The organism is Rouxiella silvae, assembly GCF_002093625.1.
GTDB classification, from domain to species: Bacteria; Pseudomonadota; Gammaproteobacteria; order Enterobacterales; family Enterobacteriaceae; genus Rouxiella; species Rouxiella silvae.
In genome coordinates this window covers 89,213-106,154 of record NZ_MRWD01000007.1, presented here as the reverse complement: position 1 = coordinate 106,154, position 16,942 = coordinate 89,213, and the positions used below count along the sequence as shown (strand labels likewise).

Below are 16,942 nucleotides of genomic sequence, written 5' to 3'. Positions count from 1 at the left end.
CTGGCAGTGGTACGCGAAACACCCGCTAACCTCGCGATTTCATCCAGTTTCACCAAGAACCCCTTAATTGAAGTAAATACTCTCAATATCTAACCTGAGAAGACCCTACTCGGCAAGGTGTTTTACCATAAGTCCTTAGCCAGTAGAAAAAATGTAGCTTCAGGCATTAAAAAAGCCCAACCGAAGTTGAGCTTTTGAAAGAGGGTTAGGCGACAAAAATTTGCCGCATAAAAAAGCGGCTAATCGGCCTTAACGCATCACTTTGTCACCGCGAGATACGCCAACCACGCCCGAACGTGCCACTTCCACAATTTCGGCCACGTCGCGAACCGTATTGAGGAAGGCGTCAAGTTTGTCGCTGGTGCCTGCAAGCTGAACCGTGTAAAGCGTAGCAGTCACGTCAACAATCTGCCCACGGAAGATTTCTGTCGAGCGTTTGATTTCTTCACGGCCGTAGCCTGAGGCCTGAAGTTTAACCAGCATTATCTCGCGCTCAACGTGTGCACCCTGAACCAACTCGTTCACCCGTAACACGTCAACCAGCTTGTGCAGCTGCTTCTCGATTTGCTCCAGCACCTTGGCATCACCGACCGTCTGAATAGTCATGCGAGACAAAGTGGGATCGTCCGTTGGGGCAACGGTCAGGCTTTCAATGTTGTAACCACGCTGCGAAAAAAGCCCGACAACGCGAGACAGTGCGCCTGATTCATTTTCTAACAGTACAGATAAAATCCGGCGCATGATTAGGTCCTCTCCGTTTTGCTTAACCACATTTCGTCCATTCCACCGCCACGGATTAACATTGGGTAAACGTGTTCGGTTTCATCTACGCTGATATCGACAAATACCAGACGATTTTTCTGTGCCAGCGCTTCAGCCAGCTTGCTCTCCAGCTCATCAGGATGGCGAATGGCGATCCCGACGTGTCCGTAGGCCTCAGCCAGTTTCACGAAGTCAGGCAGCGACTGCATGTAGGACTGCGAATGACGGCCGGAATAGATCATGTCCTGCCACTGCTTAACCATGCCCAGATAACCGTTGTTCAGGTTTACAACAACTACCGGCAAATCGTACTGCAAAGCAGTGGAGAGCTCCTGAATGTTCATCTGAATGCTGCCATCGCCGGTAACGCAAACTACCGTTTCATCAGGCAGGGCCAGTTTAACACCCAAAGCGGCGGGCAAACCAAAGCCCATGGTGCCCAAACCACCGGAGTTGATCCAGCGGCGCGGTTTGTCGAACTGATAATACAGTGCGGCAAACATCTGATGCTGGCCCACGTCGGAGGTGACATACGCCTCGCCCTTGGTCAAACGGTGCAGCGTTTCGATTACCGCCTGCGGTTTGATGGTGCCAGTATTTTTGTCATAACCGAGGCAGTTTTTCGCTCGCCACTGCTCAATGCTCTGCCACCAGTCACGCAGCGCATCAAACTCCTGCTTGTCTTCGGCGCTTTCCAGCAGCTCAAGCATTTGCTCCAGCGTCTGTTTGGCATCGCCAACGATTGGAATATCGGCATTGACCGTCTTAGAAATTGACGTTGGGTCGATATCAATGTGCATGATGGTCGCGTTAGGGCAGTATTTTTCCAGATTGTTGGTAGTACGGTCGTCAAAACGTACGCCCACGCCGAAAATCAGGTCGGCATTGTGCATCGTCATGTTAGCTTCGTAAGTGCCGTGCATGCCGAGCATGCCCACGCTCTGACGATGCGTGCCGGGGAATGCGCCCAGCCCCATCAGCGTTGAGGTCACTGGAAGGTTTAACTTCTCAGCCAGTTTAATGAGTTCGTCGCTGCATTCAGAATTTACCGCCCCGCCACCCACGTATAAAACCGGCTTTTTAGCCGCCATTAGCGTTTGCAGCGCGCGTTTAATCTGCCCGCGATGCCCCTGCACCGTCGGGTTATAGGAGCGCATCGAAACCTGCTCAGGATAAGCATAAGGCAGTTTTATCTGAGGATTGACCACGTCTTTAGGCAGGTCGATAACCACCGGCCCCGGTCTACCGGTTGAAGCCAGAAAGAAGGCTTTCTTCAAAACGGTTGGAATATCTTCAGCACGCTTCACCAAGAAGCTGTGTTTAACAATCGGACGGGAAATCCCGACCATGTCACATTCCTGGAAGGCATCGTAACCAATCAGCGAGCTGTGAACCTGACCAGATAGCACCACCAAGGGAATGGAATCCATGTACGCCGTAGCAATACCGGTGATAGCGTTGGTTGCACCCGGACCTGAGGTCACCAACACCACGCCGACTTCTCCCGTCGCACGCGCATAGCCATCGGCCATATGCACTGCGCCCTGCTCATGTCTGACTAGCACATGATCAATCCCGCCGACCGTGTGCAGGGCATCATAGATATCCAACACCGCTCCGCCGGGATAACCGAATACATGTTTTACGCCCTGATCGATTAACGACCGGACGACCATCTCGGCTCCTGACAACATCTCCATGGGTTTGCCTCCAGGCTTGTGTTCTTTGTGACGACTCGTTTCAATTGGATGTCGGAAATCTTTCCCTAATCCGGGGTAAGAGGGCTTGGCACCCTTCTGTACTGTTCTTTAATGTTCTGCGATATAACTGATTACCTTAACGTCAGAATAGGGGGCAGGCAAATGACAAAAGATCTCAAACATAGGAAGGTGACGCGTGGTTGCTGTCAATTGCAGACATCTCGGCATAAAAAACCACTTAATGGGCCTGACAATTAAGGTATATAACGAAGGGGGATTGAATTACAGAATTAAATTATGGCCGTATATGACACAGTTGGGAAAAACGAATAATGTGATTTACATCACGTTAAAACACTTTGCATGGGCAGGTCTTGTTGATTTCTCAGTAAAACACTGAAGTGTTGGCGCATACAGACGAACTCACCTCTCATTGCCGCGATGAGAGAAGTGAGCCCATTTTAGATTGGTCGAACGTTGCCAAGGCAAAATCACGGATAAAATAGTCAACCGCTAAGGGCAGTATAAAAAACCAGATAACCTGAAGAAGTTGCTATTAATCGCTGAAAATACTTTAAGGCATACTTACACACTGGGTAAGCAGCTCTTTCATCCACAAGTTTCCTTTATCTTTACTGGCTGACTCATGCCACGACAAATAACTGTTTAACTTATTATCTAACCAACTTAGGCTGTCAATTCTAAGATTCAATCTTTCAGAACTTAATAATGCTAGCCATTTAGGAACCAATGCCACCATTTCTGTGCGTGACACGATTTCCATTACGCTAATCAGGCTAGCCCCCTGATAACACACTTTTTCCTGGGTTTCCGCCGTATTATAATAAGGGAAACTAAAAGAAGAGTGCCCACTCAGCCTCACAACCGCATGCTTCTCAGTAAAAAAATAGCGCTGACTCTCTTGCTGATCGATGCGGGGATGATTATTTGAAGAGATAATCACCAGCTCATCTTCGAAAAGCAGCTGATTATAAAAATCTGAACGGTCGATACAGCGATAATCAATAGCGAATTCCAACTCCTGATAGCGAAGTTGATTCTCGATATTTTCATTGACCAGTGATTCGATATTCAGCGTGACGCCGCTCGATGCCTGACTTAACACGTTTAGGATTTTAGGAGCAAGCAGCAGATCCAACGGGCTGCTGATAGTTATCGAAAACTGCCTTCTGCTCGTTTGCGGGTCAAATCCCAATCCCGGCAACTCGTTAGTTACCAGCTGCAGCGCCTGCCTGATGGGACCATAAAGCTGATGTGCTCTTGCGGTAGGTTCAATTCCTCGACCGGACCGCACGAACAGCTCATCGCTGAACATATTTTTTAAACGCGACACCGCATTGCTTACCGCGGGTTGAGACATGCCCAACATGCGTGCTGCACGCGTGATATTTTGCAACTGCATTACCGCATCAAATACCGTCAATAAATTTAAATCTGCACGGCGTAAATGATTATCCTCATGACTGGTCGGAATCTTATTTTTGGAGATTTTCTCATCCTGAGCTTTATCTAGAATAATGTCCGTCATTACGCCTCCCAAATTAGAAAGATAAGTTCATTTGAACCAACGAGGTAAATGCCATTCATACTAATAGGTGATATTAAACAGCTTATCTATAGCATCGAATACCCTGTAATTAAGCTAACCTAAAAGACAGGTCTGCCCTGTGAGTAATTCATGATAATCGGCTTAAAAAACGCATCAAATCTGAGTAAAACCTGATAATTCATCTCCTCCTAATGCTAAGAACTCTCTCGACAAACCATTACACTAACCTTTTAATGAAATGCAGAACTTTATACCGCACCAACCCTAGACTATTGTCATCCCCATGTTTAGCCTCGCAGCATTCTTAAGTTGACATCAACAACGCATTCACGTATCAATTTAAGGCACAGGCACAACGCCACCCAATTACGAGAAGCTGAAATACACATGTTTAAATTCACCCGTCTACTAGGCCTACTACTCAACGCAGAAAAATTGCGCGGTATGCCAGTGGGTGAAAATCAGAACTGATTCCAGCCTCCACAGTCAGCAAACCCGCGCAAATGCGCGGGTTTTTTTTTATCCGCACAGCGCGAAAGTCAACAAGACAAGGGACATAAAAATGAGCGATCAAGTCATTATTTTCGATACCACGCTGCGCGACGGTGAACAGTCTTTACAGGCAAGTCTGAGTGTTAAAGACAAACTGCAAATCGCGATTGCGCTGGAAAGAATGGGCGTAGACGTAATGGAAGTTGGGTTCCCAGTATCTTCTCCTGGTGATTTCGAGTCAGTACAAACGATTGCTCGCCAGATCAAAAACAGCCGCGTTTGTGGTCTGGCACGCTGTGTGGATAACGATATTGACGTGGCTGCTGAAGCGCTGCGCGTCGCCGAGGCTTTCCGTATACACGTGTTCCTGGCCACATCGACCCTGCACATTGAATCAAAATTAAAACGCTCGTTCGAACAGGTACTGGATATGGCGGTGCATTCGGTTAAAAGAGCGCGTAACTACACCGACGACGTTGAATTCTCATGTGAAGATGCGGGCCGTACGCCGCTGGATAACCTGTGTCGCGTCGTTGAAGCCGCCATCAAGGCTGGTGCAACGACGATCAATATCCCCGACACCGTCGGTTACACCACCCCTCATCAGTTCAGCGGGATCATTACTAATTTGTACGAACGCGTACCCAACATCGACAAAGCGATTATCTCTGTGCACTGCCACGACGATCTGGGCATGGCAGTAGGTAACTCCATTGCCGCGATTCAGGCCGGTGCTCGCCAGGTAGAAGGCACGCTGAACGGTATCGGTGAGCGCGCCGGTAATACCGCGTTGGAAGAAGTCATTATGGCTATCAAAACCCGCTCGGACTACATGCAGGTTCACACCAACATCAATCATAAAGAAATCTATCGCACCAGCCAAATTGTCAGCCAGATAACCAATATGCCCATCCCGGGCAACAAGGCTATCGTCGGTTCAAACGCCTTTGCCCACTCCTCAGGAATTCACCAGGATGGCGTTCTGAAGAACCGTGAAAACTATGAGATTATGACTCCGGAATCTATCGGCCTGAATCAGGTACAGCTAAACCTGACTTCGCGATCCGGCCGTGCTGCGGTGAAACACCGTATGGAAGAGATGGGCTATAAAGAATCCGACTATAATATGGATCATCTGTATAGCGCCTTCCTGCAACTGGCCGATAAGAAAGGTCAGGTGTTTGACTATGACTTGGAAGCCTTGGTATTTATCAACAAACAGCAGGAAGAGCCAGAATTTTACCGTCTGGAAAACTTCAGCGTGCAGTCGGGTTCCAGCATTACTGCCGCTGCTTCGGTTAATTTGGGCTGCGGCGAAGAGATCAAAACAGAAGCCGCAACGGGCAATGGACCGGTCGATGCCGTCTATCAGGCCATTAACCGCATTACTGGCTATCCCATCGAATTAATCAAATATCAACTGACTGCAAAAGGTCACGGCCGTGATGCACTGGGCCAGGTTGATGTGGTGGTGTCTTACCAAGGGCGTCGTTTTCACGGCGTTGGGCTGGCGACTGATATCGTCGAGTCCTCCGCGAAAGCGATGGTGCATGTGCTGAACAGTATTTGGCGCAGCAAGCAGGTAGAAAAAGAGAAACAACGCCTGCAAAACGATCGTAACTCATTGAATGAAAATCAGAACGACAAACTGAATAGCAAACAAAATAATCAGGAAACGGTGTGAACATGAGTAAGACCCATCATATTGCTGTATTACCCGGTGACGGAATCGGCCCGGAAGTTATGGCTCAGGCTTACAAAGTGCTGGAAGCGGTTCGTCAGCGTTTTGGTTTGAACATCACCACCAGCGAATACGACATCGGTGGCGCTGCCATTGATAACCACGGCACGCCGCTGCCTGCCACCACTATTGCAGGCTGCGAGCAGGCTGACGCTATTCTGTTTGGTTCGGTCGGTGGTCCAAAATGGGAGCATCTGCCCGCTGACTCTCAGCCGGAGCGCGGGGCATTATTACCGCTGCGTAAACACTTTAAGCTGTTCAGCAACCTGCGCCCTGCCCGCCTTTATAAAGGACTCGAAGCATTTTGCCCGCTGCGCAGTGATATCGCCGCCAGAGGCTTCGACATTCTGTGCGTGCGTGAGTTAACCGGCGGTATCTATTTCGGTCAGCCGAAAGGCCGTGAAGGACAGGGCATGCATGAAAAAGCCTTTGATACCGAAGTCTATTATCGCTTCGAGATTGAGCGTATTGCCCGTATTGCCTTCGAGTCAGCGCGTAAACGCCGCAACAAAGTGACGTCGATTGATAAAGCTAACGTGTTGCAGTCCTCTATTTTGTGGCGTGAAGTGGTGGGCGAAGTGGCCAAGGATTATCCTGACGTCAGCCTGACGCACATGTATATCGATAATGCCACTATGCAGCTCATCAAAGATCCTTCGCAGTTTGACATCATGCTGTGCTCCAACCTGTTTGGCGATATTTTGTCCGACGAGTGCGCGATGATTACCGGCTCAATGGGCATGCTGCCTTCTGCCAGCATGAATGAGCAGTCGTTTGGTTTGTTTGAACCTGCGGGCGGCTCCGCGCCAGATATCGCCGGTAAAGACATCGCTAACCCGATTGCGCAAATTCTCTCTCTGGCACTGCTGCTGCGCTACAGTCTGGGCGCCGAAGAGGCGGCTACCGCAATAGAACAGGCAGTCAATAAAGTATTGGATCGGGGTCATCGTACGGGCGATTTGGCAAACGGTGGACATGCGGTAGGAACTCGCGAAATGGGCGATATTATCGCAAGCGTTGTTGCTGAGGGGGCGTAATGTCCAGAACGTTATATCAAAAATTATTCGATGCGCACGTGGTGTTCGAAGCTGAAAACGAGACCCCGCTGCTGTACATCGATCGCCATATGATTCACGAAGTCACGACTCCACAGGCCTTTGATGGCCTGAGAGCGATGAATCGCGGCGTGCGCCAGCCAGGTAAAACCTTTGGCACCATGGATCATAACGTTTCAACTCAGACCAAAGACATTAATGCCAGCGGCGAGATGGCGCGAATTCAGATGCAGGAACTCATCAAGAACTGCGCCGAATTTGGCATTGAGTTATACGACCTGAAGCACCCTTTTCAGGGTATCGTTCACGTCATGGGGCCTGAACAGGGATTGACGTTACCGGGCATGACGCTGGTCTGCGGCGATTCTCATACCTCAACCCACGGCGCGTTTGGCGCATTGGCGTTTGGTATCGGCACCTCCGAAGTCGAACACGTGTTGGCGACGCAAACCTTGAAACAGGGCCGCGCCAAAACGATGAAAATCGAAATTGTCGGCGATGCGCCATTTGGCATTACGGCCAAAGATATCGTGCTGGCGGTGATCGGTCAAACGGGCACCGCGGGCGGCACGGGCCACGTGGTCGAATACTGTGGACCCGCGGTGCAAGCATTGAGCATGGAAGGTCGTATGACCCTGTGCAATATGTCCATTGAGCTGGGTGCCAAGGCAGGCTTGGTTGCCTCCGATGAAACGACCTATGCCTATCTCAAGGGCCGTCAGTTTGCCCCTAAAGGCCAGGAATGGGACGACGCCGTCGCCTATTGGGAAACCATGAAAAGCGATGCTGACGCGGTGTTTGACAAAATTGTTACCTTGGACGTGGCCGACATTGATCCTCAGGTAACTTGGGGCACCAACCCGGGACAGGTGATGGGCGTTAATCAGACCATTCCGTTCCCTGAGTCATTCAGCGATCCGGTTGAGCGCGCTTCGGCACAAAAAGCCTTGGCCTATATGGACTTGCAGCCTGGTATCAAACTGACTGACGTGGCCATCGACAAAGTGTTTATTGGCTCATGCACCAATTCGCGTATTGAAGACCTGCGTGCAGCGGCGGCCGTGGCTAAAGGCCGTAAAGTGGCCAGCGGCGTGCAGGCTATCGTGGTTCCGGGTTCAGGTCCGGTCAAGGCGCAGGCCGAACAGGAGGGGTTGGACAAAATTTTTCTCGATGCCGGTTTCGAATGGCGTCTGCCGGGATGCTCAATGTGTCTGGCGATGAACAATGACCGCCTGAATCCGGGCGAGCGCTGCGCATCAACCAGCAACCGAAATTTTGAAGGCCGTCAGGGTCGCGGTGGACGCACGCATCTGGTGAGTCCTGCAATGGCAGCGGCGGCTGCTGTGACCGGCCATTTCGCCGACATCCGCGAACTGAACTAAGGAAACCCCCATGGCAAAATTCATTACGCATACCGGGTTAGTCGTGCCGTTAGACGTGGCAAACGTTGATACCGATGCCATCGTGCCAAAGCAGTTTCTGCAAATGGTGACGCGCGTTGGCTTTGGTCAGTTCCTTTTTTATGATTGGCGTTATTTCGAAGGTCAAGGCTATACGCCAAACCCTGATTTTATTCTGAATCAACCTGAATATAAGGGTGCGAGCATCCTGTTGGCACGAGAAAACTTTGGCAGCGGTTCGTCACGCGAGCATGCTCCTTGGGCATTAACTGACTATGGTTTTCATGCTGTTATTGCGCCAAGTTTTGCCGACATTTTCTATAATAATGCGTTTAACAACCAACTGCTGCCAGTGACGCTCACTGAAGATCAAATCGATGAGCTGTTCACATTAGCCATGGAAAATGAAGGCATCCACTTTGACGTGGATCTCGAAAATCAGGAAGTACGCGCCGGTGGCAAACACTATCCCTTCGAAATAGACAGCTTCCGCCGTCACTGCATGATAAACGGTCTCGACAGTATTGGTCTGACGCTGCAACACGAAGAAAGCATTTCGGCCTATGAGAAAACTCAGCCGTCGTTTATGCGCTAAGTCCGTGGATAACAGGATTTGCAATTAACTCTACCCCGCCGCCCGGCGGGTTAGACATTTTTAACTCGCCACATAAGCAACAGCGCCACGATAGCCAGCGCAAGCGCCACGCAGTAAACCTGATAATGCCCAAAGTTTTCGACGATAGTTCCCTGCAATACACCCGCCAATATGGCGCCGGTTGAAATGCTGTTGGTAAAAAGCGTGGTCGCGGATCCGGCTCTTCCCGGCATCAAATCCTGAAAATAGAGCATACCGATGCCGGCGATAATACCGATAAAAACAGCGTTGAACAGTTGTAAAAGCATCAGTGCCGCTTTGAACTGGAACAGGATTAACCCCAAATAAAACAGCACCCCAAATGCAGAAGCAAACAGCATAAGGCGATGTTTGCCGGTTCTTTTCACCAGATAGCCGGCAATCAGCATGACCGGGATCTCAAGCCCTGCTGCTGTCCCCATCAAAAGCCCGGCCAACCCTTCAGGCAACCCCATGTCTGCGGTGATATACAGAGGCATATCAATGATGTACATAATGTTGCAGGTCCACATCAACAGTGAGGCAAAGAACAGCAAGCGCACATCTTTATTTTTCCACGCGCTGACGTGTACGACCACAGTATCAACCGGTTGCTCGACTCTTCCTACCGAGGGAAGAAAGAACCACACCATCAATGCGCTAAAAACGAATACCCCCGCGGCGCAGAGATACATCAGCGTAAAGCCGTAGTTCAGGGCCAACATGAATGAAATAGGCGGACCCAGTACCCAGGCCAGCGACAGCGTTGCTCGCATCATTGAGCTAAACATAACGACTTCGCGTGCAGATCGGTCTGCATACTCACGCGCGAGCGCAAATAACTGTGGCATGGAGGCATTACCGATAGCTGCCAGCAGTACACCTACGCTTATCAGCACCAGGTAGTCGCGACTGTAGGCAAATACCAGCGCGTTACCAATCGCCATAATGGTGCAAAAAAACAGTAGTTTTCGGCGATCGCCCTGCTTATCGGAATAATTGGCCAATAAAAAGCTGATGACAATGCCCGCCAACGCGTTAACGGTATAAAACAGCCCAACCCACAGCGGCCGAACTTTAACCTCATTCGTTAAGAACAGGCTTAAAGTGGGCGCCTGCAGCGCACCCGCGATGCCCGTCAGGAAGGAGACCAGTAAAAAGGTAGCAAAAATAAGTGATAAACGGCGTGGAGACATAAACCATCCCTGATAGCAGTGAAGCTGTAGGCTAATAACATCCAGTCAACACCAAGCGTAAGATAGCAAGCATAAAAAAACCAGTGAGTTGCCTCACTGGCTGGCGACATTTCACCATTACTCAGAAAATTGTTAGCTATTAGTGGCGCTGTTCATATACATGAGGAACCGAGCATCACTGCACAGGACTCTTGGTTGATGAAGATTATCTGCGTAATATAGGGAAAGATAAATTGATGAGTTTTCCCAGCGGAGTTCCTCTTTTATGTCATCGACTCGCCTGCAACAACAGTTCCTTCGTTTATGGCAGTTTTGCCACGGCGAATCCACCGAGACCACGCTCCAGGCCCTGAGCGAGGTGGTTAACTGCTCGCGTAGACATATGCGCTCACTGCTCAACAAGATGCAACTGGAAGGTTGGATACACTGGGAGGCGGAGGTCGGGCGAGGCAAAAGGTCGCGACTGACTTTTCTTTTTACCGGTCTGGCGGTGCAGCGACTGCGGGCCGAGGAGTTGATTGATCAAGACCGCGTAGACCAACTGGTGCAACTGGTGGGTGATAAAACCGTGGTGCGCCAAATGCTGCTATCACAGTTGGGCCGCCGCTTTCGCCAAGGTAAACACATTCTGCGCGTGCTCTACTATCGATCCCTGCCCAACCTGTTGCCCGGCACCATGCTGCGGCGCTCCGAGACGCATTTAGCCCGACAAATATTTAGCGGACTGGTTGGCATAAATGAGGAAAATGGGGAACTTCGGGGTGACATTGCCCATCACTGGCAGGAGATTTCTCCGCTTCACTGGCGATTTTACCTTCGTCCGGCCATTCATTTTCACCACGGCAGAGAGCTGGAAATGGCCGATATCATCAGCACTTTTGCTCGCCTTGAAAGTCATCCGCTGTTTACCCATATTTCCCGCGTTGAATCGCTGACGGCCAACGTTATTGATATTCATCTTCACACACCTGACAACTGGCTGCCTTGGCTGTTGGGTAGCGTGCATGCACTTATTTTGCCGCAGGAATGGCAGTCGTTGGAAGATTTTGCTCGCCATCCTATTGGCACCGGCCCCTATGCAGTGGTGCAAAATCAGCAAACACAGCTAAAAATACGCGCATTCGATGACTACTTTGGCTATCGCGCACTGCTCGACGAAGTCAATATCTGGGTCTTGCCAGAGCTGACGGAAGAGTTGGTTCACTCTGGCGTACAGCTGCAAGCTGACGATACAGCCAACGATGAGCTTGAAAGTCGGCTGGAAGAGGGGTGCTACTTTGTGCTGTTTGACCAACGTTCGGCAACAGGTAGCAACTCGGCACTGTGCGAATGGCTGCGAGAAGTGTTCAACCCGATTGCTTTGCTCAATGCCTCGGCACCGGCTTATCAGCGCTATTGGTCACCGGCCTATGGCCTATTGCCCCGCTGGCATCACCGCCGTCCGCAGATACAGCGGCCAAAGCCTGTCGATATTACCGAGTTGACTATTACCTTTTACAGCGATCACTCCGAGTATCAGGATATCTGTCAGGCCATGGCACCGCTGCTTGCCGAACATGATGTTAAACTTAAAGTACAGGTCGTGGACTACGCCAGTTGGCACCAGGGCGATGCCGAGAGTGATATCTGGCTCGGCAGTGCCAACTTTACACTGCCAATTGAATTCTCACTGTTTGCGACACTGTTTGAACTGCCGCTGATGCAGTTTTGTTTGGGCGACCGACTACAAGAAACGGCCCACAGGTGGCGAGCAGGCGAGCTTGCGTTGGCAGAATGGACCCACCATTTGGTTAATGAGGGACATATTCACCCGCTGTTTCACCACTGGTTATTACTGCAAGGACAGCGCAGCATGCGCGGCGTAAGAATGAACACGCTGGGCTGGTTTGACTTTAAATCTGCCTGGTTTGCGCCTCCGGAGGCATAAACCTGCTTTCAACCCTGTCACATAATCTCTACAATAGCGCCGTTCTCAACGGGGTGCTGAATGACTCGATGCGCAATGCGGCGAAGAGTGAGGAGGCTGAGAAAAAACCCGTCGAACCTGATCCGGTTAATACCGGCGAAGGGATTTGAGAGTGCATTTTGCTGACTCAAAGTCCTTTGCCACGCCTGTTCTTTTCACAGTAAAAGTTCTTTTTACTTTTGAAGGTAAAAGATGGAGTGCAAAGTGTTTAAAAAATTACTGCCCTGCCTGCTGATTGTTTCTGCCCCGGCGCTGGCCGCCAAGCCCGTTCTGACCGTCTACACCTACGACTCTTTCTCTGCCGATTGGGGCCCTGGCCCAGCGATTAAAAAAGCGTTTGAAGCCGATTGCGGCTGTGAACTGAAATACGTACCGCTCGAAGACGGCGTATCTCTGCTTAACCGTCTGCGTATGGAAGGGAAAAACAGCCCGGCTGACGTCGTTGTTGGATTGGATAATAATCTGCTACAGGCCGCCGAACAAACGGGCCTCTTCGCCAAATCCGCGGTTGATAAAACGCATCTGGATATTCCTGGCGGCTGGAACGACAGCACTTTCGTGCCTTATGACTATGGCTATTTCGCCTTCGTTTATAACAAAGACAAACTGAAAAACCCGCCGAAAAGCTTGCAGGATCTGGTCGACAGCCCACAGCCGTGGAAAATCATTTATGAAGACCCTCGCACCAGCACGCCGGGTCTGGGCCTGTTGTTATGGATGCAGAAAGTCTATGGCGATAAAGCCCCAGAGGCCTGGCAGAAGTTGGCGAAAAAAACGGTCACCGTCACCAAGGGATGGAGCGAAGCCTACGGTCTGTTCCTTAAAGGTGAGAGCGATTTGGTCTTGAGCTACACCACTTCCCCGGCGTATCACATTATCGAAGAGAAAAAAGACAACTATGCGGCGGCCAACTTCAGCGAAGGCCACTATATGCAGGTTGAAGTCGCCGGGCAGCTCGCCGCCAGCAAACACCCGCAGTTGGCAGCTCAATTTATGAAGTTTGTCACCAGCCCTGGATTCCAGAATGCTATCCCGACCGGCAACTGGATGTATCCAGTAGTGAAAACTCCTTTGCCAGCCGGTTACGATACCCTCACCGTCCCGGCTATTTCACTGCAATACAGCGCTAAAACCGTGGCAGAAAATCGCAGTAAATGGATCCAGGCATGGCAGAACGCCGTCAGCCACTGATACCGTCCTGGCTGTGGCCAGGCGTTATAGCCGGACTGATTATCCTGCTAGTTGCCGGTTTGGCACTGGGGTCGCTGTTGCGCCACGCGCCGGAACTCTCGGTACAGTCGCTCTGGCAGGATAGTTATTTGTGGCACGTTATTCGTTTCACCTTTTGGCAGGCGCTTCTGTCAGCGCTGTGCTCAGTGCTGCCTGCCATTCTGTTGGCAAGAAGCCTTTATCGTCGGCGCTTTCCGGGCCGGCAATGGCTGCTGAGGCTTTGCGCCATGACACTGGTGCTGCCGGTGTTGGTGGCGGTATTTGGTATTCTTAGCGTTTATGGCCGCGAAGGGTGGCTCGCCGCGCTGTGCACCATGCTCGGGCTGCAATATCGATTTTCACCCTATGGCCTGCAGGGCATTCTGCTCGCTCACGTATTTTTCAATCTACCGCTGGCTACGCGCCTGCTGCTGCAATCGCTTGAAAACGTTGCCATTGAGCAGCGTCAAATTGCCGCACAGCTGGGCATGAACGGCTGGCAACAGTTCAGATTTGTCGAGTGGCCAGCCCTCAAACGGCAAATTTTACCCGCCGCTGCGCTGATTTTTATGCTGTGTTTTGCCAGTTTTGCCACCGTCTTGTCCCTCGGCGGCGGCCCCAAGGCCACGACCATTGAGTTGGCTATTTATCAGGCCCTCAGCTACGACTACAACCTTGGACGCGCGGCCCTATTGGCCCTCATCCAACTTTTTTGCTGTTTGGGATTGGTGCTGTTAAGCCAAAAGCTCAGCCAGGCTTTACCGGTGGGCCACACTCACGCGCAGCGCTGGCGTGACCCTGCCGACTCCGCTTTTCGCCGAGTGTGCGACACCCTGCTCATTGCCCTCGCGCTACTACTTATTGTACCGCCACTGCTGGCGGTGATTGTCGGTGGCCTCAATCACAGCCTGCTCGACGTGCTTCACCAACAGGCGCTTTGGCAGTCGCTATGGATGTCGCTGCGTCTGGCTGCGGGCAGCGGAATACTGTGTCTGCTGCTGGCAACGATGTTGCTGTGGAGCAGCCGCGAGCTGCGCCTGCGTCAGCGGGCTAGCTGGGGTCAGGGATTAGAGCTTTCGGGCATGCTGATTTTAGCGATGCCCGGTATCGTGCTCGCCACTGGCTTCTTTTTACTGCTCAACGACAGCGTCGGCCTGCCGCAGTCGCCGTGGCCGCTGGTGATACTCACTAACGCCCTGATGGCCGTTCCCTATGCGCTAAAAGTGCTTGAAAACCCGATGCGCGACGTGGCCGAACGCTACTCTCAGCTGTGCCTTTCGCTTGATATGCACGGCTGGAATCGACTGCGATGGATTGAACTCAGCGCGCTTAAACGCCCAATGACGCAGGCATTGGCGTTTGCCTGCGTGCTGTCGCTGGGTGATTTTGGCGTTATTGCCCTGTTTGGTAACGAAAGTTTCCGCACCTTGCCTTTCTATCTCTATCAGCAAATGGGGTCTTACCGTACGCAACAAGGGGCGGTGACCGCCATGCTGCTGTTAATACTCTGCTTCTTGCTGTTTACCCTCATCGAAAGATTACCGGGCCGCCATGCTGACACTCAATAAAGTCACTTATCTGTACGAAAATTTGCCGATGCGCTTCGATTTACACGTTGCGGCCGGTGAGCGAGTCGCCATTCTCGGTCCTAGCGGCGCAGGTAAAAGTACCCTGCTCAGCCTGATTGCCGGTTTTCTTTTGCCTGGATTGGGGAAAATCGAGCTAAATCAACAGGATCATACCCAAACTCCGCCCGCCAAACGGCCTGTCTCGATGCTGTTTCAGGAAAATAACCTGTTTTCACATCTCACAGTACGCCAAAACATGGGGTTGGGACTGCATCCGGGCCTGAAACTCAGCGCAGAACAAAAGCAGAAGCTACAGGAACGCGCACAGCAGGTCGGGCTGGAGGCGTGTCTGGATCGTCTTCCGTCGCAGCTTTCCGGAGGCCAGCGTCAGCGCGTAGCACTGGCTAGGTGCCTGCTGCGTAGCCAGCCGATTTTGCTGCTCGATGAGCCTTTTTCCGCGCTGGATCCAGCACTGCGCAGCGAGATGCTTACGCTGCTCAACGATGTCTGCCATCAGCAGCAACTCACGCTAATGATGGTGTCGCACAATCTTGATGACGCGGCACGCATCGCCGAAAGAACGCTGCTGGTAGTCGATGGCCGTATCTATTACGACGGCCCCACTCAGGCACTCATTGATGGCACCGTAGCGGAAGCCGAAATATTGGGAATAGCCAAGGCAATTCGGGTTAGCGAGTAATAACCTTGAAGAGCAGGTGTGCATAAATCGGCATCAAAGGCTGCTTGCTCAGCATAAAAATGCTCACCAACGTGGCGGACATGCTCAGCACGCTAACCCAGCGCAAACGCGCTAACGGTAACCAGGCAGAAACAGCGTCAGCGCTGGCCTTACCAGAACGCACCCAACGCCACACCAACCAAGCGCTTAACCAGATAAGCACTACGGTAATAAACAGCGTCCACTTAAACACCGTACTGCTGTGACTGTGGGGAATATCGATAGCCACACCGGCAAGAATGCCCGGTAAAAAGTACACCGGTGGCCAGGTAATGCAGCCGACAATGTTCGGCGGTGCGAATTTTAACGGTGGTAGATTTAACATACCCGCCACCAGCGGAACCAGCGGACGCGTAGGCCCAATAAAACGCCCAAGAATAACCGTTGCAAAGCTGTGGCGCTCAAGGGCGTAGCCGGTTTTATCGAGCAGCGCCTGATAGCGTTTCAAAAACGACCAATTATGTAACGGTCCTTTGAATCCTCGACCCATAAAGTACGATACCCAGTCGCCTAGAAAACAGCCCAACCCCGCGGCTAACCAAGCTTCATACAGGCCCACTTGGCCACTGCCAATCAGCGTACCCAAGGTTGCCATCATGACCGTGCCGGGCAATAGCAATCCTACCAGTGCCAATGACTCGAAAAATGCCACAACGGAAACAATAATTAGAGCAAAACCGACTGACTGAGCGACTAAATGTTGTAGATAGGCTTCCATAAAATTCCAGAGTTAAGATACGCATCAGGCGTACAGCAAACCTTTTATTACTTCATGTAGTTCAAGGCTGAAGACTGTCGATTCACAACAGGTGGATGACTCTCTGCGCAGGTTCCCAGACAGTTTACCCGACACAGCTTAAGCCAAAATGAAAGAGGCTGAATTGTCGGTAAATGGTAAAGGCGAGTCAACCCAGTAATTGTATGTTCATTT

The 16,942-nt window shown here is 51.2% G+C and carries 13 protein-coding genes and 1 riboswitch; of the genes, 8 read left to right on the top strand and 5 right to left on the bottom strand.

Going from position 1 to position 16,942, the window contains the following annotated elements; all coding sequences use genetic code 11:
• Positions 1 to 249: 249 nt before the first annotated feature.
• The 3 genes from ilvN to leuO form a co-directional block, all read right to left on the bottom strand.
• Complete coding sequence (ilvN, locus tag BS639_RS04660; protein ID WP_009634704.1) at positions 250 to 741, bottom strand: acetolactate synthase small subunit; 492 nt, start codon at positions 739 to 741, stop codon at positions 250 to 252.
• A 2-nt stretch (positions 742 to 743) separates the two neighbouring features.
• Complete coding sequence (ilvI, locus tag BS639_RS04655) at positions 744 to 2,462, bottom strand: acetolactate synthase 3 large subunit (RefSeq protein ID WP_055774849.1); 1,719 nt, start codon at positions 2,460 to 2,462, stop codon at positions 744 to 746.
• A gap of 574 nt (positions 2,463 to 3,036) precedes the next feature.
• Entirely contained in the window at positions 3,037 to 4,011 is a 975-nt protein-coding gene (leuO, locus tag BS639_RS04650) for a transcriptional regulator LeuO (protein WP_084982370.1), read from the bottom strand.
• A 583-nt stretch (positions 4,012 to 4,594) separates the two neighbouring features.
• Here leuO and leuA point away from each other — a divergent pair.
• The 4 genes from leuA to leuD are packed head-to-tail and all read left to right on the top strand — an operon-like array spanning position 4,595 to position 9,315.
• The gene (gene leuA, locus BS639_RS04645; protein ID WP_055774842.1) at positions 4,595 to 6,208 is read left to right on the top strand and encodes a 2-isopropylmalate synthase; all 1,614 of its coding nucleotides are present in this window, start codon (positions 4,595 to 4,597) and stop codon (positions 6,206 to 6,208) included.
• A 2-nt stretch (positions 6,209 to 6,210) separates the two neighbouring features.
• The gene (gene leuB / locus BS639_RS04640; protein ID WP_055774838.1) at positions 6,211 to 7,302 is read left to right on the top strand and encodes a 3-isopropylmalate dehydrogenase; all 1,092 of its coding nucleotides are present in this window, start codon (positions 6,211 to 6,213) and stop codon (positions 7,300 to 7,302) included.
• A complete protein-coding gene (gene leuC / locus BS639_RS04635) occupies positions 7,302 to 8,702 on the top strand; it encodes a 3-isopropylmalate dehydratase large subunit (RefSeq protein WP_084982369.1) in 1,401 nt (466 codons plus the stop codon). The genes leuB and leuC overlap by 1 nt, the downstream gene beginning before the upstream one ends.
• A 10-nt stretch (positions 8,703 to 8,712) precedes the next feature.
• Positions 8,713 to 9,315, top strand: a complete 603-nt coding sequence (gene leuD / locus BS639_RS04630) for a 3-isopropylmalate dehydratase small subunit (RefSeq protein WP_084982368.1) — start codon at positions 8,713 to 8,715, stop codon at positions 9,313 to 9,315.
• 50 nt (positions 9,316 to 9,365) lie between these two features.
• Here leuD and BS639_RS04625 read toward each other — a convergent pair whose 3' ends face one another.
• On the bottom strand, positions 9,366 to 10,529 hold the full coding sequence (locus BS639_RS04625; protein WP_055774829.1) for an MFS transporter: 1,164 nt from the start codon (positions 10,527 to 10,529) through the stop codon (positions 9,366 to 9,368).
• 265 nt (positions 10,530 to 10,794) lie between these two features.
• Here BS639_RS04625 and sgrR point away from each other — a divergent pair, with 265 nt between their 5' ends.
• The 4 genes from sgrR (at position 10,795) to thiQ (ending at position 15,972) form a co-directional block, all read left to right on the top strand.
• Complete coding sequence (gene sgrR, locus BS639_RS04620) at positions 10,795 to 12,456, top strand: HTH-type transcriptional regulator SgrR (RefSeq protein ID WP_084982367.1); 1,662 nt, start codon at positions 10,795 to 10,797, stop codon at positions 12,454 to 12,456.
• A 39-nt stretch (positions 12,457 to 12,495) separates the two neighbouring features.
• Positions 12,496 to 12,618, top strand: a riboswitch (TPP riboswitch).
• A gap of 81 nt (positions 12,619 to 12,699) precedes the next feature.
• Positions 12,700 to 13,686 carry a thiamine ABC transporter substrate binding subunit gene (gene thiB / locus BS639_RS04615; RefSeq protein ID WP_055775277.1) on the top strand — a complete coding sequence of 329 codons (987 nt, stop codon included), beginning with the start codon at positions 12,700 to 12,702 and terminating at the stop codon, positions 13,684 to 13,686.
• Positions 13,662 to 15,272: a thiamine/thiamine pyrophosphate ABC transporter permease ThiP gene (gene thiP / locus BS639_RS04610; RefSeq protein ID WP_084982366.1), complete on the top strand. Its 1,611-nt coding sequence runs from the start codon at positions 13,662 to 13,664 to the stop codon at positions 15,270 to 15,272. The genes thiB and thiP overlap by 25 nt, the downstream gene beginning before the upstream one ends.
• A complete protein-coding gene (gene thiQ / locus BS639_RS04605; protein WP_084982365.1) occupies positions 15,256 to 15,972 on the top strand; it encodes a thiamine ABC transporter ATP-binding protein ThiQ in 717 nt (238 codons plus the stop codon). Before thiP ends, thiQ begins: the two co-directional genes overlap by 17 nt.
• Here the strand turns inward: thiQ and BS639_RS04600 are convergent.
• Entirely contained in the window at positions 15,962 to 16,729 is a 768-nt protein-coding gene (locus BS639_RS04600; RefSeq protein ID WP_055774815.1) for a DedA family protein, read from the bottom strand. The two genes, thiQ and BS639_RS04600, sit on opposite strands and share 11 nt — an antisense overlap.
• Positions 16,730 to 16,942 lie beyond the last annotated feature (213 nt).

Coding starts and splice junctions, on each gene's coding strand:
- ilvN (WP_009634704.1), bottom strand. CDS start 741: ATGCGCCGGATTTTATCTGTACTGTTAGAAAATGAATCAGGCGCACTG.
- ilvI (WP_055774849.1), bottom strand. CDS start 2,462: ATGGAGATGTTGTCAGGAGCCGAGATGGTCGTCCGGTCGTTAATCGAT.
- leuO (WP_084982370.1), bottom strand. CDS start 4,011: ATGACGGACATTATTCTAGATAAAGCTCAGGATGAGAAAATCTCCAAA.
- leuA (WP_055774842.1), top strand. CDS start 4,595: ATGAGCGATCAAGTCATTATTTTCGATACCACGCTGCGCGACGGTGAA.
- leuB (WP_055774838.1), top strand. CDS start 6,211: ATGAGTAAGACCCATCATATTGCTGTATTACCCGGTGACGGAATCGGC.
- leuC (WP_084982369.1), top strand. CDS start 7,302: ATGTCCAGAACGTTATATCAAAAATTATTCGATGCGCACGTGGTGTTC.
- leuD (WP_084982368.1), top strand. CDS start 8,713: ATGGCAAAATTCATTACGCATACCGGGTTAGTCGTGCCGTTAGACGTG.
- BS639_RS04625 (WP_055774829.1), bottom strand. CDS start 10,529: ATGTCTCCACGCCGTTTATCACTTATTTTTGCTACCTTTTTACTGGTC.
- sgrR (WP_084982367.1), top strand. CDS start 10,795: ATGTCATCGACTCGCCTGCAACAACAGTTCCTTCGTTTATGGCAGTTT.
- thiP (WP_084982366.1), top strand. CDS start 13,662: ATGGCAGAACGCCGTCAGCCACTGATACCGTCCTGGCTGTGGCCAGGC.
- thiQ (WP_084982365.1), top strand. CDS start 15,256: ATGCTGACACTCAATAAAGTCACTTATCTGTACGAAAATTTGCCGATG.
- BS639_RS04600 (WP_055774815.1), bottom strand. CDS start 16,729: ATGGAAGCCTATCTACAACATTTAGTCGCTCAGTCAGTCGGTTTTGCT.